The sequence below is a fragment of the Streptomyces anulatus genome, from assembly GCF_014650675.1.
In the GTDB taxonomy this organism is placed as follows: Bacteria; Actinomycetota; Actinomycetes; order Streptomycetales; family Streptomycetaceae; genus Streptomyces; species Streptomyces anulatus.
On sequence record NZ_BMVK01000001.1, the window covers coordinates 83493 to 105048 of the forward strand.

Sequence of the window (21556 nt, forward strand, 5' to 3'; positions counted from 1 at the left end):
CGGGCGGGGAGGACCGGGACGGGTACGCCGTCCCGGCCCTTCCCGGGTAACTCGCTGGACCGGGGCCGGGTCAGCGGAGAGGGTGTCCGCCATGACTTCCCATGTACGTCACATCACGATCGACTGCGCCGATGCCTACGCGCTCGGCGGCTTCTGGGCCCAGGTGCTCGGCGCGCCGCTCTCCGACGAGGACTTCCCCGGCGATCCGGAGGCTCTGGTCGAGGCTCCCGGCGCGGCGATCCTCTTCGTCCGGGTGGACGAGAAGAAGCAGACCAAGAACCGCGTCCATCTGGACATCCAGCCGCAGGACCGCTCCCGGGACGAGGAGGTGGAGCGGCTGCTCGCGCTCGGCGCGACCCTGGTGGGCGACCACCGCAGGCCGAACGGGCGCGGCTGGGCGACACTCGCCGATCCCGAGGGCAACGAGTTCTGTGTGGAGTGCTCCGCCGCCGAGCGGGCGGCGCTCACCGGGACCCGGCTGCCGGTGACCGCCGACGATGTGACCTCGGCGGTGCGGCTCGCGGTGGACGTGCTGGCCGGAGCCCCGGCGGACCGCTGGGACGCGCCCGCGGGAAGCCTCGACTGGACCTGCTGGGAGACGGTGGAGCACCTGAGCGACGATCTGTTCGCTTACGCCGTGCAGTTGGGACCCCGTACGCCTCCGCTGGACCGGGACGTGCCCTACCGGTGGGCGCCCGAACGGCAGGGCGGGCCCTACAACGCGGTCTTCGCCGACCGTGATGCCGGTCCCGCCGGGCTGCTGGCCACGCTGGAGGCGAGCGGGGCGCTGCTGGCCTCGATGGCGCGGACGACGCCGCCCGAGGTGCGCTCGTACCACGGGTACGGGATCTCCGACCCGGAGGGCTTCGCCGCGATGGGCGTGGTGGAGACCCTGGTGCACACGTACGACCTCGCCGAGGGCCTGGGGCTGGACTGGTCGCCGTCCCCGGCCCTCTGCGACCGGGTGCTGGCCCGGCTCTTCCCGGACGCCCCGGCGGGCGGCGACCGGTGGACCGTCCTTTTGTGGGCCACCGGCCGCGCCGAGCTGCCGGACCACCCGCGCCGTACCTCGTGGCGGTGGGACGGGAGGCCGCGCGAGGACGCTCAGACGGAGTCGAGCGCCGGGTAGTCGGTGTAGCCCTTGGCGTCGCCGCCGAAGAAGGTCGACGGGTCGGGGGTGTTGAACGGGCCGCCCGCCTTCAGCCGGGCGGGCAGGTCCGGGTTGGCGAGGAAGAGCGCCCCGTAGGAGATCAGGTCGGCGATGCCGTCGTCGATCACCGTGTGGTCACCGGGTCCGGTGGCGCCATCGGAGTGCACGTTGAGGACGACGGCCCCGGAGAAGGCCTTGCGCAGGGCGAGGGTCAGCTCCCGGATCGGGGCGGCCTCCAGGATGTGCAGGTAGGCGATGCCGAGCGGCTCGATCGCCTGCACCAGCGCGGTGTACGTGGCCTCCGGAGCGGGCTCGTCGATGTCGTTGTACGGGTTGCCGGGCGAGATGCGCAGTGCGGTGCGCTCCGGGCCGATCTCGGCGGCGACGGCCTTGACGACCTCGACGGCGAAGCGGATGCGGGCCTCGTCGGAGCCGCCCCACGCGTCGGTGCGCCGGTTGGTGTTGGGGGCCAGGAACTGCTGGATGAGATAGCCGTTGGCGCCGTGCAGCTCGACCCCGTCGAATCCGGCTTCCACGGCGTTGCGGGAGGCGGTGGTGAAGTCGGCGACGGTCGCGTGGATCTCGGCGTCCGTCAGCTCGCGCGGCTCGACGAAGTCCTTCGGCCCGACGTGGGTGTAGACCTGTCCCTCGGCCTTGACCGGGGAGGCGCTGACGGGGACGAGGCCGTCCGGCAGGAGGACCGGGTGGCCGATGCGGCCCGCGTGCATGATCTGGGCGAAGATCCGGCCGCCCTCGGCGTGCACCGCGTCGGTGACCTTGCGCCAGGAGGCGACCTGTTCGGCGCTGTGCAGACCCGGCGTGGTGGGGTAGCCCTGGCCCACGACGGACGGCTGGATGCCTTCGGTGATCACGAGGCCGGCCGAGGCGCGCTGGGCGTAGTACGTGGCGGTGAGCTCGGTGGCGGTACCGCCCTCACCGGCCCGGCTGCGGGTCATCGGGGCCAGCGCGATGCGGTTGGCCAGCTGGGCGCCGGACAGGTCGATCGGGTCGAAAGCGGTGGTCATGAGGGCTCCCAAGAAAGTATGTGGTCGACCAAGCATCGGCGACAGCGGCAACTGTAACCCATTGATTGGTCGACCAAGGTAAAGTTGCGGGAAACCGTCGGGCATCATCGAAAGCCGCCGCCTGCACCCCCGAGGACCCCAGGAGCCCGCCATGACCACCGGCCGCGCCACCCCCGCGGAAGACGCCTGTACGAACGCGCTGCCCATGGCGGCGCTCAGCGGGCCCGTCAGCCACGCCGTGTCCCGGGTGGCCCGGCTGCACCGGACGGCGGCGGGCAAGGCGCTCAAGGGGGTGGACCTCTACCCGGGGCAGGAGTTGCTGATGATGCATCTGTGGGACCGGGGCGCGGTCCGTCAGACGGAGCTGATCAGGGCCCTGGACCTGGACCCGTCCACGGTCACGAAGATGCTCCAGCGGCTGGAGCAGACCGGACATGTGCGCCGCCGCCCCGACCCGGCCGACCGGCGGGCCGTGCTGGTCGAGGCGACGGACGAGAGCTGCGCGCTGCACACGGCGGTCCGGGACGCCTGGGGCAGCCTGGAGGAGCACACGCTCGCGGGCCTCGACCCGGCCGAGCGCGCGGAGCTGGTCCGGCTGCTGGCGAAGGTCGAGGAGAACCTCTGCCGGGAGACCGCGGACTGCCGCCCGGACGGGTGCTGAACCGCACCCGTACGGATCAGGCCAGGACCTCCAGCACCCGGTCCACATCGGCCTCGGTGTTGTAGAGGTGGCAGGAGATCCGCAGATTCCCGGCCGGGGCCGAGACGGCGACACCGGCCTCCACCAGGTCGGGCTGACGGCCCTCCAGACCCGGCACGGAGACGATCGCCGACTCCCCGGGAACCGTCGCGTGCCCGAGCTTCGTCAGCCCCGCCCGCAGCCGGGCCGCGAGCCCGGTGGCGTGCGCGTACAGGGCGTCGGCACCCACCTCGGCGAGCAGGTCCAGAGAGTGTTCGGCCCCGTGGTACGAGAGGAAGGCGGGCGGCTCGTCGAAGCCGCGGGCGGTGGGGGCGAGGCGCTCCAGCGGGCCGTAGTTGCTCGTCCAGGGAGCACCGGCGGAGACCCAGCCGGCGAAGAGGGGCGGCAGGGTGTCCTGCGCCTCCTCGGTGACGGTCAGGAACGACGTACCGCGCGGACAGAGCAGGAACTTGAAGCCGCCGGTGACGGTGTAGTCGTACGCCCCCGCCTCCAGCGGGAACCAGCCCGCCGCCTGGGTGCCGTCCAGCAGGGTCCGGGCCCCGTGCGCCGCGGCGGCCGCGCGGACGGCGGCGAGGTCGGCCACCCGGCCGTCGGCCGACTGCACGGCGGAGAAGGCGACGAGAGAGGTCGAGGGACGCACGGCCGCGGCGAGGCCGTCGAGCGGCGCGTACCGCATGCGCAGATCACCGCGGAGCGCGAACGGGCTGACCACGGAGGAGAACTCGCCCTCGGGGCAGAGGACTTCGGCGCCCGGCGGCAGTGAAGCAGCGATCAGACCGACGTGGACGGTGACGGAACTGCCGGTGGCGACCCGGTCCGAACGGACCCCGGCGAGCCGGGCGAAGCCGGCCCGGGCGGCCTCCACCGCGTCGAAGCTGCCCGCCCCCACCCGGCGCCCGGCGGCGTTCTCGTCGGCCAGGGCCTTGACGGCGGCGATCGTCCGGCGGGGCAGCAGGCCCCAGCTGGAGGTGTTGAGGTAGGTGACCTCGGGCGCGAATTCAACGGCTGCCGCTCGGATGGGCGCAAGGATCGTCATACGTCCACCCTGAAGCCCCCTTGACCCAAAGTCAATCACGAAGAGTCAAGGGGACACCAAAGGAACACTTATAGATGAATTCTCGGGCGGGCTCAGCTCCGCGGAACCTCGCAGGACCCGTCCGTGTCGCAGGCCGCCGCATCCCCGCCGACGGCGGTGAGAGCGGTGACGGGACGGTCCTTCCAGGCCTGCTCCAGCGCCTGGACGAAAACCTCCGACGGCTGGCCGCCGGAGATCCCGTACCGGCGGTCGAGGACGAAGAACGGCACGGCGTTGGCGCCCAGCTCGGCCGCCTCGCGCTCGTCGGTGCGGACGTCGTCCGCGTACGCCTCGGGGTCGGCGAGCACCGCACGGGCCTCGTCGGCGTCGAGTCCGGCCTCCACGGCGAGGGCGAGCAGCACCGCATCGTCGAAGACGGACCGCTCCTCGGCGAAGTTGGCCCGGTAGGCGAGGGTCAGCAGCTCGTCCTGGCGGCCGCGGGCCTTGGCCAGGTGCAGCAGCCGGTGGAGGTCGAAGGTGGAGCCGTGGTCACGCCCCTCGGTGCGGTAGCCGAGCCCCTCGGCCTGCGCGTTGGCCGCGACGTTGGCCTCCATCGAGGCCGCTTCCTCGCGGGTGCGGCCGTACTTCTCGGCCAGCATGTCGATCACGAGCGCGGTGTCGCCCTTGGCCCGTGAGGGGTCGAGCTCGAAGGAGCGGTGCACCACCTCGACCTCGTCCCGGTGGGCGAACTCCGCGAGGCCCTTCTCGAAACGGGCCTTGCCGATGTAGCACCACGGACAAGCGATGTCGCTCCAGATCTCGACGCGCATGACTCTTCTTCTCTCCAGGGGTCGCGACGGGCACGGAGGGTCCTCCGCACGGGGTCAGTGAGTCGAACGCGAATCCGGACCGGGTGATTCCCGGACCTTCCCGCCCGTTCCCCCTTTCCCCTCACCGCCGCACGGGGGGACGGACAGGTCCTGACCGGGCCCCGAAGCCCGGCAGGTCAGCCCGCCGTCGGCGTGGGTCCCGCGCCCGTCGGGACCCTCCGCGCCCGGACGGAGGGGAGGGCGTCCGGGCGCGGGCTCACGCCCGGCGTCCGTCCACCCGGCGGGGCAGCCCCAGCGGGTTGTCCTCGCGCAGCTCCGGCGGGAGGAGCGCCTCGGGGGTGGACTGGTACGTGACGGGGCGCAGCCAGCGTTCGATCGCCGTCGCGCCGACGGAGGTGGAGGTGGAGGTGGTCGCCGGGTAGGGCCCGCCGTGGTGCTGGGCGGGGGCGACGGCGACGCCGGTCGGCCAGCCGTTGACCAGGATGCGCCCGGCGAGCGGGGTGAGCGCGGCCAGCAGGCGCGCCGCGTCGGGGTCGGCGTCCTCGGCGGCGGTCTGGAGGGTGGCGGTGAGGTTTCCGGGCAGCCGGGCGAGGACGGCGGCGATCTCGTCGACGGAGGCGTACCGGGCGATCACGGTGACCGGCCCGAAGCACTCCTCCAGCAGCGCGTCGTGCGGGCCCTCGGCGGTCAGCCGGGCGGCCGGGACGGTGAGGAATCCGGCGGAGACGGTGTGCTCGCCGCCCGCCCCGGGGGTGACGGGCGCCCCGACGTCGGGCAGCGCTGCCCGCTCCCGTACGCCCGTGACGAAGGCGTCCCGCATGCGGTGGTCCAGCAGGACGCCGGAGCCGGTGGAGCTGACCGTCTCGGTGAGCGTCTTGAGGAGCTGGTCGCCCGCCGCGCCCTCGGGGACCAGGACGAAGCCGGGCTTGGTGCAGAACTGACCCGCGCCCAGGGTCATCGAGCCGCCGAGCCCGGCGCCGATCTCCCCGGCGCGCTCGGCGGCGGCCGCCCCGGTGACGACGACCGGGTTGAGGGAGCCGAGCTCGCCGTGGAAGGGGATGGGGGCGGGGCGGGCGGCCGCCGCGTCGAACAGGGCGCGTCCGCCGCGCACCGAGCCGGTGAATCCGGCGGCGCTCACCAGCGGGTGGCGGATCAGCTCGACGCCCGCGTCGAAGCCGTGCACCAGGGTCAGGACGTCCTCGGGCAGTCCGGTGCGGGCGGCGGCGCGGCGGAGGACCGAGGCGCAGAGTTCGGAGGTGGCCGGGTGGTCGGGGTGCGCCTTGACCACGACCGGGCAGCCGGCCGCGAGCGCGCTGGCCGTGTCGCCGCCCGGGACGGAGAAGGCGAGCGGGAAGTTGCTGGCCGCGTAGACGGCGACGACCCCGAGCGGGATCTTGTAGCGGCGCAGGTCGGGCCAGGGCGGGGTCCGGGAGCCGTCCTGGTGGTCGATGTGGACGTCGAGATAGGCGCCTTCGTCCACGACCTCCGCGAAGGCCCTCAACTGGGCTGCGGTGCGGGCCAGTTCACCGGTGAGCCGGGCCGGACCGAGCGCGGTCTCCGCGTCGGCCGCCTCGACGATGTGCTCGCCGGACTCCTCCAGCAGCTCCGCCGCCGTACGCAGGAACGCGGCGCGCGCCGCGCGGTCGGCCAGGGCGTCACGGACGGCATGGGCCGCCCCGACCGCCCGGTCGACCTCCTCGGCGGTAGCCTCCACCGCGACCTGCTCGCGCGGGTTCCCGGTTCGGGGGTCGACACTCCAGACTGGTGCTGCGCTCACCGTGATTACCTCCCGTGGTGCGACCGTCCTCCGGCCGACTTCCGGCCTGCGTCGGCCGCACATCAGCAAGTGTTCGGTATTCTGAACAGAGTTCCTGAACGTGAATGCCCTGGGACTCTATTTGCGGGCGTTCCGTGTTGGCAATCGTGTGGCGGCTTTTCGGACGCCGACGTGGACGAGAAGTCGATGAGCTGGAGAAGGGGGCGTGGGCGATGTCGGTCGCCGAGTCCGGTGGGGCACAGGTCAAGTCCGCGGTACGGACCGTGGAACTCCTCGAATACTTCGCGGGACGGCCCGGCATGCACTCGCTGGCCGCCGTCCAGGAGGCTGTCGGCTACCCCAAGTCGAGCCTCTACATGCTGCTGCGCACCCTGGTGGAGCTGGGCTGGGTGGAGACGGACGCGACGGGCACCCGGTACGGGATCGGCGTCCGCGCCCTGCTGGTCGGCACGTCGTACATCGACGGCGACGAGGTCGTGGCCGCCGCCAGGCCCACCCTGGACAGGCTGTCCGACGACACCACGGAGACCATCCACCTGGCCCGCCTCGACGGGACGAACGTCGTCTACCTCGCCACCCGGCAGTCCCAGCACTATCTGCGCCCCTTCACCCGGGTCGGCCGCCGGCTGCCCGCGCACTCCACCTCGCTCGGCAAGGCGCTGCTGGCCACGCACAGCGACGAGCAGGTCCGCAAGATGCTGCCCGAGTCGCTGCCCGCGCTGACCGAACACACCATCACGGACCGCGAGAAGCTCATCGAGGAACTGCGGCTGGTCCGCGAGCAGGGCTACGCGGTGGACCGCGAGGAGAACACCGTCGGCCTGCGCTGCTTCGGTGTGGCGATCCCCTACCGGACGCCCGCGCGCGACGCGATCAGCTGCTCGGTGCCGGTCGCCCGGCTCACCCCCGGCCACGAACAGATGGTGAAGGACGCCCTGTTCGACGCGCGGGACCGGCTCACCCTCGCGACCCGGCGGCTCTGATGGCCGAGATAGTGCTGCGCCCGGTCCAGGACGGGGATCTGCCGCTCTTCTTCGCCTGGATGAGCGACCCCGGGGCGACCCGCGTCGCCGCGTTCACCGCCGAGGACCCCACCGACCGGGCCGCGTTCGACGCCCACTGGGCGCGGATCCGCGCCGGGTCACGCGTAGTGATGCGCACGGTGGTGGCCGACGGTGCGGTGGTGGGCCATGTCGGGGAGTACGGGGACCCCGGCGACCGCCAGGTCACGTACTGGATCGGCCGCGCGCACTGGGGCCGGGGACTGGCGACGGCCGCCCTGCGGGCGTACCTCGACGAGACGCCCACGCGCCCGCTGCACGCGCGGGCGGCGGCCGACAACCTCGGCTCGCGCCGGGTGCTGGAGAAGTGCGGCTTCGTGGTGACCGGCAAGGACCGCGGGTTCGCCCGGGCGCGGGGCGAGGAGATCGACGAGGTCCTGGTCACCCTGCGCGGCTGAGACGATCCGTCTCCCCCGCGCGGCGGAGACGGATCGTCGCCGGGCAGGACGTGCGGGGCCGGCCGGCGCGGAAGCCTGGGAGCCATGACAGCGAACCGGCCCCCCGAGGCACCCTCGCCCGCCCCGCCGCACCGTTCCGGGACGCCTCGGCGCCCTGGGTCACCACCGCACCGCGCCGAGGCGCCCTCGTACCGCGTCGGCCGGGCGCGGGCCGTGCTCCGGGTGGTCGCCATGGTGGCCTGTCTGCCCTACATCGGGCTCAAAGTGGCCTGGATGGCGGGCAGTCGGCTCGGCATCCCGGAAGGCAGCGCACTGCTGGACGGCGGCACCCTGCTGCGCGTCGCCAACGGGGTCACGGTGCTGATGGACGGTGCCGTCATCGTCCTCGCGCTGCTCCTCACCCGGCCCTGGGGCAAGCGGGTGCCCGCCTGGCTGCTGGTGCTGCCGATGTGGGTGGCGAGCGGTCTGCTGCTGCCGATCATGACGGCCTTCCCGGTCCAGCTGGCTGTCGGGCTTCTCGGCGGTGGCGGCGGCCGGCCGGTCGGCGAGGGGAACTCCGAGCCGTTCCTGGACCCGTGGGTCTTCGGCGTCGTCTACGGCGGCTTCATCGTCCAGGGCCTCGCCCTCGGCGCCCTCTTCGCCTGGTACGCCAGGGAGCGCTGGGGCCGTCTGTGGCAGGGGCGGCTGCGGGATCTGCCGGTGGGTCCGACCACGCCCGCGCTGCGCGCGACCGCCGTCGCCGCCGCGTCGGCGGCTCTCTTCCCCGGCGTCACGCACCTGCTGTGGGTGAGCGGTTCGACCGCCGGGCTGCACGCGGGCCGGGCGGCGGACCGCACCAGCGACTTCTCCGTCATGGAAGCCGTCAACCTGCTCTTCGTCGTGGTCACCGCCGTCGGCGTGCTGCTGCTGGCCTTCCGGCGCTCCGGCCGCCTCTCCCTGCGTCTGCCGCTCGTCCTGGCCTGGGCCGGTTCGGCGGAAATGGCCTGCTGGGGTGGCTGGTTGAGTGTCGCGGGGCTGATCGGCGCGGGCGAGGCGGCGGACCGGCCGACGACGGCGACGGTGTTGACCTACGCTGTCCAGATGCTGGCCGGAGCACTCGTCGTGACGCTGGGCGCCTACTTCTTCGCGGAGCGCTCGGCGGCTTCCGCGCTGCCCACGACCGCCGCCGACCCGGCCGCCGCCGACCCGGTGTGATGAAGCACCTCGCGTCGCTGTTCGGACGGCGGGCGCGGCTGCGCTGGCTGCATCTGATCATCGGCGGCGCGCTGCTGATGCCGTACTTCCTCGTCGGCACGGTCCTGGTCGGCATGACGGGTGGCGGCCAGGCTCTCTTCTCGTCCGTGCCCGCCCAGTTCGCCGCGTTCGCCATCGCCCTGCCGCTGGCGGCGGTCACCGGCTTCTTCCCGCTCGTCCGGCCGCTGTCCGTGGCCGCCGTCCGCGCCCTGTGCGGGATTCCACCCGCCCTGCTGGCCGACGGGCCCGCCCGGACCCGGCAGGCCCGGGTGCGTAGCGCCGGCTGGTACACGCTGCATCTGGCGCTCGGCGGCATCATCAGCGGGAGCACCCTGACACTGCCGCCGTTCGCGGTGGCGGTGGCCGCCCTGCCGTTCTTCGCGGGGCTGCGCGCCACCTGGCTGCTCGACGGGCCCGAGATGCTGCGGGGGCCGTGGGCCCTGGCCCTCGCCCCGTTCGCCGGGCTCGCGATGCTGCTGGCGCTGGCGCTGGCCGCGGCGGTGGCCGGGGAGGTGCTGGCCCGGCGGGCCCCGGTGCTGCTGGGGCCGACGCCCGAGGACCGGCTGGCCGCCGCCGAGCGCCGTGCGGCGGATCTGGCGGTGCGCAACCGGCTCGCCCGGGAGCTGCACGACTCGGTGGGGCACGCGTTGAGTGCGGTGACCCTTCAGGCGGGGGCGGCGCGCCGGGTCCTGGACCGCGATCCGGAGTTCGTCCGCGAGGCGCTGACCGCCATCGAGGAGACGACGCGGCGGACGGTCGGGGAGCTGGACTCGGTGCTGGGGCTGCTGCGGCAGGACGGGGAGCCGGGCGACGAGGACACGGCGTACGGGCCGGGGCTCGACGCGCTCGGCGTACTGCTGGCGCACTGCGGGGTGCCGGTGGCGTACGAGCGGCAGGGCGATCCGGACAGCGTGGACCCGGTGGTCTCGCGGGAGGCGTACCGGATCGTCCAGGAGGGGCTGAGCAACGCGTCGCGGCACGGCGGGGGCGCGTCCCCGGTGCGGCTGCTGATCGCGGTACGGGAGAGGGAGCTGGAGATCGTGATGGAGAATCCGCTGGGCGAGCGGCCCGCCGTGGTACGTCCCGGGGGCGGTCGTGGACTGCGCGGCATCGCGGAGCGGGCCGTCCTGCTGGGCGGCCGGACCGAGGCGGGGGCGGACGGCGGCCTCTGGCGGCTGACCGCCGTGCTGCCGGGTACGGCCGGGCGGACGGAGGGACGGCGATGAGCGGGGCTCCGGTGCGGGTGGTGGTGGCGGACGACGAGCGCATGGTGCGTACGGCGTTGCGCGTGATCCTGGAAGCCGAGGAGGGCATCGAGGTCGTCGGGGAGGCCGCCACCGGTGCGGAGGCCGTCTCCGTGGTGCGGGAGCTGCGGCCCGACGTGGTGCTGATGGACGTGCGGATGCCGGAGATCGACGGCATCCGGGCCACGGAGCAGATCCTCGCCACACTGGAGGACCCGCCGAGGGTCGTCGTCGTGACGACCTTCGAGAACGACGCGTACGTGTACGAGGCCCTGCACGCCGGGGCGGCCGGGTTCCTGCTGAAGCGGTCGGCGGCCGAGGAGCTGGTGCAGGCGGTGCGCCTGGTGGCGTGCGGCGACTCGCTCCTGTATCCGGCGGCGGTGCGCACGCTGGCCGCCGAGCACGCCGGGCGGCGGGCGGCCGGGGCTCCGGCGTGGGTGGCGAGGCTGACCGGGCGGGAGGCGGACGTGCTGCGGCTGATGGCGGCGGGGCTGACCAACGCGGAGATCGCGGGGCGGCTCTCGGTGGGCGCGGCGACGGCGAAGACGCATGTGGCGGCGGTCCTCGCGAAGACCGGCGCCCGGGACCGCACCCAGGCGGTCATCGCGGCGTACGAGTCCGGTTTCATCACCCCGGGCTGAGCCGCGCGGCGCCGCGCGCCGGGTGAGAAATCGGTGAGAAGCGGCACGATCGGGAACGACCGGAACGCGCCCGCTCGTCCCTCCAGCGGGATGAACAAGACAATCAGGCGCGCTTCGGTCTTCTGTCTGCTCATGGTGCTCGCCCTGCTGGTGCGGGCGACATGGGTGCAGGGCTACCAGGCCAAGGCGCTCGCAGACGACGAGCACAACCGGCGGAACACCATCGCGCAGTACGCGCAGCCGCTCGGGGACATCATCGTGGCCGGTTCGCCGGTCACCGGATCGAAGGGGACCAGTGGCGGCGACCTCCGGTACAAGCGCACCTACCCGCAGGGCGAGCTGTACGCGCCGGTCACCGGCTACAGCTCGCAGGCGTACGGGGCGAACCAGCTCGAAGGCATCTACAGCGACGTCCTGGACGGCACGGACGACCGGCTGAAGAACCCGAAGGACCTGCTCACCGGCGGGCAGGCCACCCCCGGCAACGTGCTGACGACGATCGACCCGGACGTCCAGAAGGCGGCCTACGAGGCGCTCGGCGACACCAAGGGCGCGGCGGTGGCCATCGACCCGGGGACCGGGCGGATCCTCGGCATGGTCTCCACCCCCTCCTACGACCCCTCGACGATCAGCGGGACGACGGACGGGGACGCCTGGCAGGCCCTGCTGGACGACCCGGACAAGCCGCTGGTCAACCGGGCGATGCGGCAGCCGCTGCCGCCGGGCTCCACGTTCAAGCTGGTGGTCGCGGCCGCCGCGCTGGAGAACGGGCTGTACGGCTCGGTCGACGAGCGCACCGACAGCCCCGACCCGTACACCCTGCCCGGCACCACCACCGTGCTGCCCAACGAGAACGCGTCCGCCCCCTGCGAGAACGCGACCCTGCGCACCGCGCTCCAGTACTCCTGCAACAACGTCTTCGCGAAGGCCGCGGCCGACCTCGGCCAGGACGAGGTCAAGGAGATGGCGGACGCGTTCGGGTTCGACACCGAGAAGCTGGACGTCCCCGTACGGGCGGCGAAGAGCGTCTACCCGACCGGCATGGACAAGGCGCAGACGGCGCTGACGGGGATCGGGCAGTTCGAGGTCACCGCGACCCCGCTCCAGATGGCGATGGTCACCTCGGCCCTCGCCAACGGCGGTGAGCTGGCCGCGCCGCACATGGTCTCCCAGGTGACCGACGGGGACGGCACGGTGCTGGAGGAGACCGCCGACGGCGACACCGAGCGGGTGGTGAAGGAGTCGACCGCCGAGCAGCTGCGGAGCGCGATGGTGACGGTCGTCGAGGAGGGCACCGGCACCAACGCCCGGATTCCCGGGGCCGAGGTGGGCGGCAAGACGGGCACCGCGCAGCACGGCGTGGAGAACAGCAGCACCCCGTACGCCTGGTTCACCTCGTACGCGAAGGACCGCGACAGCGGCAAGGAGGTCGCCGTCGCGGTGATCGTGGAGGACTCGGGGGCGGCGCGTTCCGAGATCAGCGGCAACGGGCTGGCCGCGCCGATCGCCCAGAAGACGATGAAGGCGGCGCTGGAGCGGTGATGCCGGGGGCGGCCGGCGCGGTGGCACCGGCGCCGCCCGGCCGGGCCGCTCGGGCGGCGCCGGGTGTCACCCCTCGCTCGCGGGCCGCCCCTCCGCCAGGTCCCGTACCGCCCGTTCCAGCCGCGTCCGCCGCGTCTCCGGTGTCGCGGCCCGCAGCAGCGGAAGCATCGCCAGGTAGCGGGCGGTCCGGTCGAGCCCGTCGAACGCCGCACGCGCCGCCGGGTCCGCGGCGAGCGCGGCGGCGAGGTCGTCGGGGACCACAGCCGTCGCCTGCGATGCGTACGCGCGGTCCCAACGGCCGTCCTCCTGGGCCCGGCGGACCTCGGCGAGGCCGGGCTCCCGCATCCGGCCCGCCGCCGCCAGGGCCGCGACCTTCTCGACGTTCACCCGCGACCACAGGCTCCTCGGTCGCCGCGGACCGTACTTCTGCAGGTAGTGCCGGTCGTCCGAGCCCCGGCGCTGCCCGGAGATCCAGCCCCAGCACAGCCCCACGTCGACCAGTTCATCGGCCGTGACCGACGCGATCCCCGACGCCTTCTTCGCTACCTCGACCCACACGCCCTCGCGGCGGGTGTGGTGCTCGGACAGCCAGTCGTCGAAGGCCGCCGCATCCGGGAACGCGACGACCTCCACCCCGTTGATCTCCATCATGCGGGCCAGGCTAGGGCTTTCGCCCGGATCGGGCCGGACGAGACTCCGCGGACACGACCTAGGGCATCCGCCCGATGCCGCCGCACCGCCTTACTCCGCAGCATGAGCGCACGGCCCGCACGGACACGGTGCGGACCACCGGGCGGAGGGTGGGGCGGCATGGGCGGTTCGGCGGTGGTGCGGGTCCTGCGGGACCCGACGGCGGGGCGGTATCTGGCGGGGGTGGTCGTCTCCGGCTTCGGTACGTCGGCGATGTGGCTCACGGCGGGGATCTGGGTCAAGTCGCTGACCGGGTCGAACAGCCTGGCGGCGCTGACCGTGTGCGCGATGTGGGCCCCGGTGCTGGCCGGGCCCGCGCTCGGGGCGCTCGCGGACCGGATGGACCGCAGGACGCTGCTGGTCCGGGTCAACCTGGCGATGGCCTGCCTGCTGGCCACGCTGGTCCTGGTGGACTCGGGCCGCACCGTCTGGCTGGTCTTCGTGGTGCTGGTGCTCTACGGGGCGAGCGGCGTCCTGCTCGACGCGGCGGAGTCGGCGCTCGTCGCGGGGACCGTGCCCGCCTCGCTGCTGGCCGACTTCAACGGGCTGCGGATGACGGCCAACGAGGGCATGAAGCTGGTCGCCCCGCTGGCGGGCGCCGGCGTGTACGCGCGGTTCGGCGGCCCGGCCGTGGCGCTGCTGGACGCGGCGACGTGCGCCCTGGCCGCCCTGATCTTCGCCCGGCTGCCGGTACGGGAGCGGGAGGCCCCGCGGCCCCGGATGGGGGCGTGGCGCGGTGAACTCCTCGCCGGGCTGCGGCGGATACGCGCCTCGGCCGTGCTGCGCCCGCTGGTCACGGCGGGGGCGGCGACGATGCTGCTGGCAGGGGTGAACGGGGCCGTGACGTTCGCGTACGTCGATGATGTGCTCGGCCGGTCGCCGGAGTTCGCGGGGGTCCTGTACGCGGTGCAGGGCGCCGGTTCCGTTGCGGTGGGGCTGCTGGTGGGGCCGCTGCTGCGCCGGCTGCCGGAGCGGGTGTTCGCGGCGGGCGGGATGGCGTTGTTCGCGCTGGCGGTGGGCGCGCGGACACTGCCGCCGGACGGGGTGGCCCTGGCGGCGAGCGCGGCGATCGGGTTCGGCCTGCCGTGCGTGCTGATCGCGACGATGACCGCGGTGCAGCGGGAGACGCCGGACGCGGTGCTGGCGCGGACGGCGGCGACGGCAAGCTCGCTGATGACGGCGCCCAACGCGGTGGCCCTGGCGCTGGGGGCGGGGCTCGTCGCGGTGGTGGACGTGCGGGTGCTGACAGCGGTCGGCGGGGCGGCGGGGTTGCTGGCCGCGGCGCTGCTGGCGGCGGGGGCGGCACGGCGCCGCACCGCCCCCGTGTCGGCATCGGGCCCCGCGTCGGAGTCCGGCCCCGCCTTACCCCAGCCGTGAGAGCGCCTCGGCGACCGCCTCCAGGTCCGGGCCCGAGGCGAGTCCCGCGTGGTACAGGCGCAGTTCGTCCGCGCCGAGCGAGGCGGCGTGGGCCGCGTCGCGCTCCAGGGTGCGCGGGCTTCCGCCCATCCCGGTGACGATCCCGAAGTTGGCGGCGCGCACGCCGCCCCGGCCGGCGAACGGCCCGAGGACGGCTTCCCGGGCGCTGTCGGGTCCGGTGCAGGGCAGCACCACGCCGTCGGCCACGGTCAGGACGTGGTCCACCCCGACGCCGACGTTGGCCCCGGTGCGGTACGGGACGGGGTCGGCGTGCAGCAGCACCTGGAAGCCGGGGGGAGCCGCGGCCCGTACCGAGGCGACGGCCTCCTCCTGGAACGTACGGGCGACCCGGCCGCGCCACCGCAGGGTGGCGTCGGCGCGTTCGGGCCCGAGCAGCTTCCCGATGCCGTCCCGGCCGGACTCCGGGGAGCCGGCGCCGGACCAGGCCGGTTCCAGGGCGCGGCGGACGGCGGCGGACAGGTCGTCCGGGTCGGCGCCCTCCTTCCCGTACCCCGCGCGGCACTCCGGGCAGAAGCACAGCGACATCAGGTACTGCGCCGCCTCGCCGAGGCCCACGCCGGCGACCTTGTCGTGGGCGTGCAGATGGGCGAAGCCGTACCAGCCGCAGGACTCCAGTTCGGTCCCGTGCGTGCCGGGCCGGGCGGCGGCCTCAGCGGCGAGGTCCACGAGGTACGCGCGCACGGCGGGGCGGGCGATGCAGGGGGCCCAGGGGTAGCGGTCCCCGTAGGCGTTGACCACCGAGGTGTCCGGGTGCTCCGCGCCGAGCCGTGAGCTGTGCGCGAGGACCACCCAGCTGTGCACCTCCAGACCGGCGGCGGCCAGCGCGCCCGCGGCCTCCCCGTACGGATCGTCGCCGGGCGTCCAGCTCTGGCGGTACGGGGCGAGGGCCCGCCCCGCCCAGCGGTCCGGGTCCGGCGGGTAGAGGACGGCGGCGTGCTCGGCGGTGACGACGCGGTGGGCGGGGTGGCAGGGGGTCAGGGCCCGGGTGGAGTGGTAGGCGGAGGCCAGGGTGACCTGCCGGACGCCCAGGTCCGCGATCCGGGCGGCGGCGTCCGGGTCACCGACGACGTCCCACGGGTAGAGGAACGCGCCCGCCTTCACGCCCGGCCCCCCGCCCGGCCCGCCGGGGAGCGCTCCTGGGATGCGTGCTCCTCCAGCAGGGCGCGGCCGCTCGCGATGATCTCGACGAGGTCCTTGACGTGTGCGGCGGGCGGTTCGGTGAGGGGGGTGCGGACCTCGCCGACGTCCAGGCCCTGGAGCCGGACACCGGCCTTGACCAGGGAGACGGCGTATCCGCGGCCCTTGGCGCGCAGTTCGACCAGCGGCCGGTAGAAGTGGTCGAGCAGTCCGTCGACCAGCGCGTCGTCCCCGGAGTCCAGGGCCCGGTAGAAGGCGAGCGCGATGTCCGGGGCGAAGGCGAAGACGGCGGAGGAGTAGAGGGTGACGCCGATGCCCCGGTAGGCGGGGCCGGTGAGTTCGGCGGTGGGCAGTCCGTTGAAGTAGAGGAAGTCGCCGTCGGGCCGGTGGGTGCGGACCGCGCTGACGATGCGCTGCATGAGGTCGAGGTCGCCGTGGCCGTCCTTGAGCCCGATGATGCCGGGGGTGCGGGCCAGGGCGACGACCGTCTCGGGGGTGAAGATCGCGTTGTCGCGCTGGTAGACGATCGTCTCCAGGCCGGTGGCCGCCGCGAGCGCCGCGTAGTGGTTCAGCAGCCCTTCCTGGTCGGCGACGACGAGATAGGGCGGCATGGCGAGGAGCCCGTCCGCGCCGGCCTCTTCGGCGGCCCGCGCGTACTGGACGGCGAGCGCCGTGCCGTAGCCGGCTCCCGCGAGGACGGGGACCTGTCCGGCCGTCTCCTCGACGGCGGCGGCGACCGCGAGGCGGAACTCCTCGGGGGTCAGCGCGTGGAACTCGCCCGTGCCGCAGCAGGCGAAGACCGCGGCGGCTCCGGCGTCGATCCCCGCGCGCACATGGGCGCGGAAGACGGCGAGGTCGACGGTGCCGTCCGGCCCGAACGCGGTCACGGGGAAGAAGAGCGGCCCGGCGACTTCGCTGAGCCGGGCGGCGAGGGGGGCTGAGGTCACGGGCGCTCCCTGAGCAGATCCAGGCGTGCACAATTATGATCGGTGTCCATATTTCTGAACACCGCAACGCTAAGGCAGCCTCCGATGGCAGGTCAAGGCGGACGCGGGCTCTTGACGCACCTCACCTCCCCTCCTTAGCTTGTCCACGCATGTGAATGCCAGCCAGGATTGCGCACAGCGCCCGCGTACGCCCCGAGGAGACCCCCGTATGACCGCTCCCCGTACCGTCCTGCTCACCGGCGCCGCAGGCGGCCTCGGCACCCTGATGCGGGGGCTGCTGCCCGCGTACGGATACGACCTGCGGCTGTTCGACCTGGTCCCGGTGGAGGGCGCGCCCGAGGCGATCACCGCCGACCTGAACGACCGGGAGGCGCTGCGCGAGGCCGTGCGCGGGGTGGACGCGGTCATCCACCTGGCGGGCATCTCGCTGGAGTCCACGTTCGACAAGATCCTCCGCGCCAACATCCAGGGCACGTACCACCTCTACGAGGCCGCCCGCGAGGAGGGCGTCCGACGCATCGTGTCCGCCTCCTCCAACCACGTCATCGGTCACACCCCGCGCCCGGCCCCGGGCGATCCGCCGATCCCCTTGAACGCCCCGCGCCGCCCCGACACCTTCTACGGGCTCTCGAAGTGCTTCGGCGAGGACCTGGCCCAGCTCTACTGGGACCGGCACGGGCTGGAGACGGTCTCGGTGCGGATCGGGTCCTGCTTCCCCGAGCCCACCTCGGTGCGGATGCTGTCGGTCTGGATGAGCCCCGGCGACGGCGCACGGCTGTTCCACGCGGCCCTCACCGCCGAGGACGTCGGACACACCGTCGTGTACGGCTCCTCCGCCAACACCCGCCTGTGGTGGGACCTGACGCCGGCCCGGGCGCTGGGCTACCGGCCGCTGGACGACTCGGAGCCGTACGCGGCGAAGCTCGTCGCCGAGCAGGGCGAGCTGGACCCGGACAATCCGGCGCACGCCCGCGTGGGCGGCCACTTCGCGACCGACCCGCCGATCTGGCCGCACTGAGCCGCCCGGCGGCGGGGGGAGTCGGGCGGGCGGAAGCGGCGGCCCGGGGGCGGGCGCGGAAATCCGGGCGACGCGGGCGCGGCGGACGGGCAGGATACGGACATGCCGAGACCTTCCGGATTCCAGTACGAACAGCACGGCGACCAGAGCGTCACCATCACCCACCACGGCCGGCCCGCGGGCACCCTGCGCGGCGGCCGGGCGGAGAAGTTCCTGGCCGAGGCGGCGTCGGGCGACGCCCAGCTGGTGATGGCGCGCTGGACCGGCGCGTACAAGCACGGCAACGAGCGCACCGCCCGCGACCACCCGCGCAACCGCCGCTGAGGGCACGTCGAGGACCGTGGCCCGGACGGCCGAAGGTAAGGGAACGGCAAAGCCGGGTCGTTCGTTACCCCGTGCATGACCGCAATGACCCCCGGCTCGAACATCCCTCTCTCCGCCGCCCGCGTGGCGGTGGACGTCGCCGCTCCGGTGCGGCTCGACGTCTCGGGCCTGCTGCTCACCGCCGACGGCAAGGTGCGCTCCGACGACGACTTCATCTTCTACAACCAGCCCTCGGGCCCCGGCGTGACCTACCGCTCCGGCGGGGGCTCCGCGCCCGACGCGATCGTGGTGGACACCGCGGCCGTCCCGCCGGGCATCGAGAAGATCGTCGTCACCGCGAGCCCGGACGCCGCGGGCCAGACCTTCCAGGGCGTCGAGCCCACCGCCACCGTGCGCAACGCGGACGACGGCAGCGCGCTCGCCACCTTCACCCCGCCGCAGCTGGGCGCCGAGACGGCGCTCGTGGTCATCGAGATCTACCTGCGCAACGGGGCCTGGAAGGCCCGCGCGGTCGGCCAGGGTTACGCGAACGGGCTGGCCGGGATCGCCACGGACTTCGGCGTCTCGGTCGAGGAGCCCGCGGCCCCGGTCGCCCCTCCGGCGCCGGTGGCCCCCGCTCCGGTCGCCGCCCCCGTCGACCCGCGCATCGCCCCGCCGGCTCCGGCCGCCCCGCCCGCTCCCCCCGCCGCGCCCGCGGGCTCGGGGAAGATCAACCTGGACAAGGGCCGGGTCAACCTCCAGAAGAACCAGACCGTGTCCCTCGTCAAGGGCGGCGCACCGCTGCTCTCGCGGGTCAGGATGGGCCTCGGCTGGGAGCCGGCGTTCCGCGGCAAGGACATCGACCTGGACGCGTCGGTGATCGCCTACGGCCCCAACCGCAACCACCTGGACAGCTGCTACTTCGGCAAGCTGACCATCCTGAACGGGGCGATCAAGCACTCCGGCGACAACCTCACCGGTGAGGGCGCGGGCGACGACGAGGTGATCATGGTGGACCTCGGCCGGATCCCCGCGGAGGCGACGGGCCTGGTCTTCACGGTGAACTCGTTCACCGGCCAGAAGTTCAACGAGGTGGCCAAGGCCTACTGCCGGCTGATCGACGACGCGTCCGGCGAGGAGCTGGTCCGCTTCGACCTCACCGGCGCCGAGCCGCAGACCGGCGTGATGATGGCCAAGCTCATCAAGCAGTTCACCGGCGAGTGGGAGATGACCGGGATGGGCGAGTTCGTGAAGTCGCGCACCGTGCGGGGCATGGTGAAGCCCGCCGCCAAGTCCCTGTAACCGCCGTGGGCCCTCGCTCGCCGGAGGGCCGCAACGGAGTCCGGGGCGCCTGAAGTGATTCAGGTGCCCCGGTTCCGGAGAAGACGGACGCTGCTCGTGCTCGTCTCGCGACTCAGAGCTTGGTCAACTTGGAGTACGGGCTCAGGATCCTTCCCTGTCGCCCCGAGAAGTCGATGAGGACTGCATCGTTGTCGCCCTCGACAGCAAGAATCCTGCCGAGCCCGAACTGGTCGTGCGACACCCTGTCGCCCACATCGAAGCATTCGACCGGTGGGGCCTCCTGGGCCGGGCGGTTGAAGGGACTGGAAGGCAGGTGACGCCGGGCTGACTGTTTCATTAAGTCGAGTATGCGCCCTGCGAAGGCCCTACGCCATGCCCGTCGGTGCCCAAGGCCCCAGACGTGCCGGATTCGTAATCAGCGCTCACCACGGCCAGTCAGCGCTTCCTCCCGCCTCCAGCAGCGGAACCATGCGAAACGCCGCGTCGGAAAGACCCCCGAACGTGTGGCGGTTTCCGTCGCCGGTCGGGGCGTGGCCGAGCCGGTATCCGGCCAGATTCCAGGTGTAGACGGGCACCGTGTCCGGAACGCTCCGGGTCGCGTCGCCACGCCGGGTGTACCCGACCTGCTCGTCGGTGACGACGATCACCCGGTCGTGGTCCCGGTAGTGCCGCCGCACCGCCTCGGCCGTGTTCGTGCCGCCCAGGTCGCCGAAGCGGTCCAGGACCCGGAGCACGGACTCGCCCCTGCGGAAGGCCACCGGTGCGCTGGTCGTGCCGAACTGCACCAGGTCCGCGTCGGCGGAGCGCAACGCCAGCGCCGCGCCGAAGACGGCCGCGGCGTCGGCCCGGTTCAGCCGGGAGCGCTCGGAGAGCGGCGCGCCCATCGAACCGGAGCGGTCGACCAGGACCAGGGTGCGGCCGGGCAGCGCGGGAACGTGGCCCAGCGAGTGCCCGAGCGCCTGTTCCAGCGGGTGGGCCCAGCGGAGCGAGGGCGCGTGCCGGTAAGCGGCGAGGTAGCGGAACGGGAACTGGCGCGAGGCGGCGACGGCTTCCGGGTCGCTGATCCTGGCCGCGGCGGTCGCCGCGACCTCGTCCCGTACCCCGGCCTCGTCGAAATTGCGGAGGTTCCGGACGAGCGCCATCGTTCCCATCGACGGAATCACCGCCTCCCACGCCGCCGCGTCCATCGGGCCCTGCAGCCAGCCCGCCAGCGCTTCCCAGGTCATCCCGGCCTCGGCCAGCCGCTCCGCGCCGCCGGGTCCGGTGACCACGGTGCGACGCTCGGCGACCGGCAGCTCCATCAGCTCCCGGTGGGCGCTCAGGGTGGGGTCGGCGGCGGGCGGCACGGCGGTCTCCGGCCGGTGCCTGCGGTCCAGCGCGTACCGGAACAGCTCGCCCTGCCAGGGCTTGGCGGGGTCGGGCGCCGCGTGCACCAGATTGAGGACGTCGCCGAAGCGGTAGCCCTTGGACGCGGTGTCGTACTTCAGCAGGGCCCGCCCGGTGTAGAGGCGGCGCACGGCGTCGGCGATGCCCCGCTTCACGGGCTGGGGCAGGGCGCGCCCGTAGCGGGACGTCCAGTAGCCGAGCAGTTCGCCCGGCTCGTCGGCCCGCAGGAGTACGGAGTCGATGACCTGGCGGTTCGAGGGCCCCTCGGTGCAGCCCGCCGCCAGCCGCGCCTTCACGTACTCCGCGCCGCCGACCAGCGAGGCGGTCCGCATCTGCCCGTCGCGGCGCAGCCAGTGGAGCAGCCCCGCGGTCCACGCGGGGTCCTCCACGGCGAGCCGGCGCACGAGCGAGGCGAACCGGTCGTCGCGCTGGTCCCCGCCCTCGTAGAAGGAGTCCTGGGCCACGAAGTTGGCGACGGCGAGCAGGAAGAGCTCGGAGCGGGCGTCGCGTACATGTCCGGTGCCGCCCTGGTGGTTGGGCGCGAGCGCGCCGGTCGTCGCGACGGGCGAGGTGGGCACGGACCCTACGGACCGGGACCTGTGGGTACGGAAGTTGAAACGGGCCATGAGAAGAATTCCCCCGAATTCCTGGGGAAGGGCGCGGCGGCGGAACGGGGTGCCCGAGATCAGGAGTCGGCGACGGGAACAGTCAGATGCTCTG

Annotated in this window: 21 protein-coding genes; 12 read left to right on the forward strand and 9 right to left on the reverse strand. The window is 73.6% G+C overall.

All coding sequences use genetic code 11. The annotated features are described in order from the left end of the window. Positions 1 to 91 precede the first annotated feature (91 nt). Positions 92 to 1129: a VOC family protein gene (locus tag IE272_RS00385; protein ID WP_050358213.1), complete on the forward strand. Its 1038-nt coding sequence runs from the start codon at positions 92 to 94 to the stop codon at positions 1127 to 1129. On the opposite strand, the gene IE272_RS00390 is transcribed toward IE272_RS00385, so the two are convergent. Continuing rightward, entirely contained in the window at positions 1105 to 2175 is a 1071-nt protein-coding gene (locus IE272_RS00390) for an alkene reductase (RefSeq protein ID WP_190006014.1), read from the reverse strand. The two genes, IE272_RS00385 and IE272_RS00390, sit on opposite strands and share 25 nt — an antisense overlap. Positions 2176 to 2326: 151 nt before the next feature. Between IE272_RS00390 and IE272_RS00395 the strand changes: the two genes are divergently transcribed. Then, the gene (locus tag IE272_RS00395) at positions 2327 to 2836 is read left to right on the forward strand and encodes a MarR family winged helix-turn-helix transcriptional regulator (protein ID WP_190006015.1); all 510 of its coding nucleotides are present in this window, start codon (positions 2327 to 2329) and stop codon (positions 2834 to 2836) included. Between the two features lie 16 nt (positions 2837 to 2852). On the opposite strand, the gene IE272_RS00400 is transcribed toward IE272_RS00395, so the two are convergent. The 3 genes from IE272_RS00400 to IE272_RS00410 form a co-directional block, all read right to left on the reverse strand. After that, a complete protein-coding gene (locus IE272_RS00400) occupies positions 2853 to 3911 on the reverse strand; it encodes an aminotransferase class V-fold PLP-dependent enzyme (RefSeq protein ID WP_190006016.1) in 1059 nt (352 codons plus the stop codon). A 92-nt stretch (positions 3912 to 4003) separates the two neighbouring features. Next, positions 4004 to 4720: a DsbA family oxidoreductase gene (locus tag IE272_RS00405; protein WP_050358209.1), complete on the reverse strand. Its 717-nt coding sequence runs from the start codon at positions 4718 to 4720 to the stop codon at positions 4004 to 4006. Between the two features lie 256 nt (positions 4721 to 4976). Continuing rightward, positions 4977 to 6497 carry an aldehyde dehydrogenase family protein gene (locus IE272_RS00410; RefSeq protein ID WP_190006017.1) on the reverse strand — a complete coding sequence of 507 codons (1521 nt, stop codon included), beginning with the start codon at positions 6495 to 6497 and terminating at the stop codon, positions 4977 to 4979. A gap of 212 nt (positions 6498 to 6709) precedes the next feature. Between IE272_RS00410 and IE272_RS00415 the strand changes: the two genes are divergently transcribed. The 6 genes from IE272_RS00415 to IE272_RS00440 all read left to right on the forward strand — a co-directional run bounded on the left by IE272_RS00415 (position 6710) and on the right by IE272_RS00440 (position 12616). Beyond that, entirely contained in the window at positions 6710 to 7480 is a 771-nt protein-coding gene (locus IE272_RS00415; RefSeq protein WP_032791577.1) for an IclR family transcriptional regulator, read from the forward strand. Further along, positions 7480 to 7956, forward strand: a complete 477-nt coding sequence (locus IE272_RS00420; RefSeq protein ID WP_050358207.1) for a GNAT family N-acetyltransferase — start codon at positions 7480 to 7482, stop codon at positions 7954 to 7956. The genes IE272_RS00415 and IE272_RS00420 overlap by 1 nt, the downstream gene beginning before the upstream one ends. A gap of 84 nt (positions 7957 to 8040) precedes the next feature. Beyond that, positions 8041 to 9150, forward strand: coding sequence for a hypothetical protein (locus tag IE272_RS00425; protein ID WP_373304131.1), 1110 nt, complete (start codon positions 8041 to 8043; stop codon positions 9148 to 9150). Continuing rightward, positions 9150 to 10415: a sensor histidine kinase gene (locus IE272_RS00430; RefSeq protein ID WP_057661899.1), complete on the forward strand. Its 1266-nt coding sequence runs from the start codon at positions 9150 to 9152 to the stop codon at positions 10413 to 10415. The genes IE272_RS00425 and IE272_RS00430 overlap by 1 nt, the downstream gene beginning before the upstream one ends. Further along, a complete protein-coding gene (locus IE272_RS00435; protein WP_057661902.1) occupies positions 10412 to 11074 on the forward strand; it encodes a response regulator transcription factor in 663 nt (220 codons plus the stop codon). The genes IE272_RS00430 and IE272_RS00435 overlap by 4 nt, the downstream gene beginning before the upstream one ends. A gap of 90 nt (positions 11075 to 11164) precedes the next feature. Further along, positions 11165 to 12616 carry a peptidoglycan D,D-transpeptidase FtsI family protein gene (locus IE272_RS00440; RefSeq protein WP_050358204.1) on the forward strand — a complete coding sequence of 484 codons (1452 nt, stop codon included), beginning with the start codon at positions 11165 to 11167 and terminating at the stop codon, positions 12614 to 12616. 66 nt (positions 12617 to 12682) lie between these two features. Here the strand turns inward: IE272_RS00440 and IE272_RS00445 are convergent, their stop codons facing one another. Beyond that, entirely contained in the window at positions 12683 to 13267 is a 585-nt protein-coding gene (locus tag IE272_RS00445; RefSeq protein WP_050358203.1) for a YdeI/OmpD-associated family protein, read from the reverse strand. 159 nt (positions 13268 to 13426) lie between these two features. On the opposite strand from IE272_RS00445, the gene IE272_RS00450 reads away from it, so the two are divergent. Beyond that, a complete protein-coding gene (locus tag IE272_RS00450; RefSeq protein WP_190006018.1) occupies positions 13427 to 14683 on the forward strand; it encodes an MFS transporter in 1257 nt (418 codons plus the stop codon). On the opposite strand, the gene IE272_RS00455 is transcribed toward IE272_RS00450, so the two are convergent. Together IE272_RS00455 and IE272_RS00460 are read right to left on the reverse strand one after the other, a co-directional pair. Beyond that, the gene (locus IE272_RS00455; protein ID WP_190006019.1) at positions 14669 to 15844 is read right to left on the reverse strand and encodes a hypothetical protein; all 1176 of its coding nucleotides are present in this window, start codon (positions 15842 to 15844) and stop codon (positions 14669 to 14671) included. The genes IE272_RS00450 and IE272_RS00455 overlap by 15 nt on opposite strands. Continuing rightward, positions 15841 to 16827 (reverse strand): 5-dehydro-4-deoxyglucarate dehydratase, encoded by a 987-nt coding sequence (locus IE272_RS00460; protein WP_050358200.1) that lies wholly within the window; start codon positions 16825 to 16827, stop codon positions 15841 to 15843. Before IE272_RS00460 ends, IE272_RS00455 begins: the two co-directional genes overlap by 4 nt. A 208-nt stretch (positions 16828 to 17035) precedes the next feature. On the opposite strand from IE272_RS00460, the gene IE272_RS00465 reads away from it, so the two are divergent. From IE272_RS00465 to IE272_RS00475, 3 genes are all read left to right on the forward strand, one after another. Further along, positions 17036 to 17845: an NAD-dependent epimerase/dehydratase family protein gene (locus tag IE272_RS00465; RefSeq protein ID WP_098892204.1), complete on the forward strand. Its 810-nt coding sequence runs from the start codon at positions 17036 to 17038 to the stop codon at positions 17843 to 17845. 102 nt (positions 17846 to 17947) lie between these two features. After that, positions 17948 to 18169, forward strand: coding sequence for a hypothetical protein (locus IE272_RS00470; RefSeq protein WP_007448442.1), 222 nt, complete (start codon positions 17948 to 17950; stop codon positions 18167 to 18169). A gap of 75 nt (positions 18170 to 18244) precedes the next feature. Next, on the forward strand, positions 18245 to 19450 hold the full coding sequence (locus IE272_RS00475; RefSeq protein WP_190006020.1) for a TerD family protein: 1206 nt from the start codon (positions 18245 to 18247) through the stop codon (positions 19448 to 19450). 112 nt (positions 19451 to 19562) lie between these two features. On the opposite strand, the gene IE272_RS00480 is transcribed toward IE272_RS00475, so the two are convergent. Next, positions 19563 to 19787: a hypothetical protein gene (locus IE272_RS00480; RefSeq protein ID WP_032752687.1), complete on the reverse strand. Its 225-nt coding sequence runs from the start codon at positions 19785 to 19787 to the stop codon at positions 19563 to 19565. An 85-nt stretch (positions 19788 to 19872) separates the two neighbouring features. Then, on the reverse strand, positions 19873 to 21462 hold the full coding sequence (locus tag IE272_RS00485) for a TROVE domain-containing protein (RefSeq protein WP_056706240.1): 1590 nt from the start codon (positions 21460 to 21462) through the stop codon (positions 19873 to 19875). Positions 21463 to 21556 lie beyond the last annotated feature (94 nt).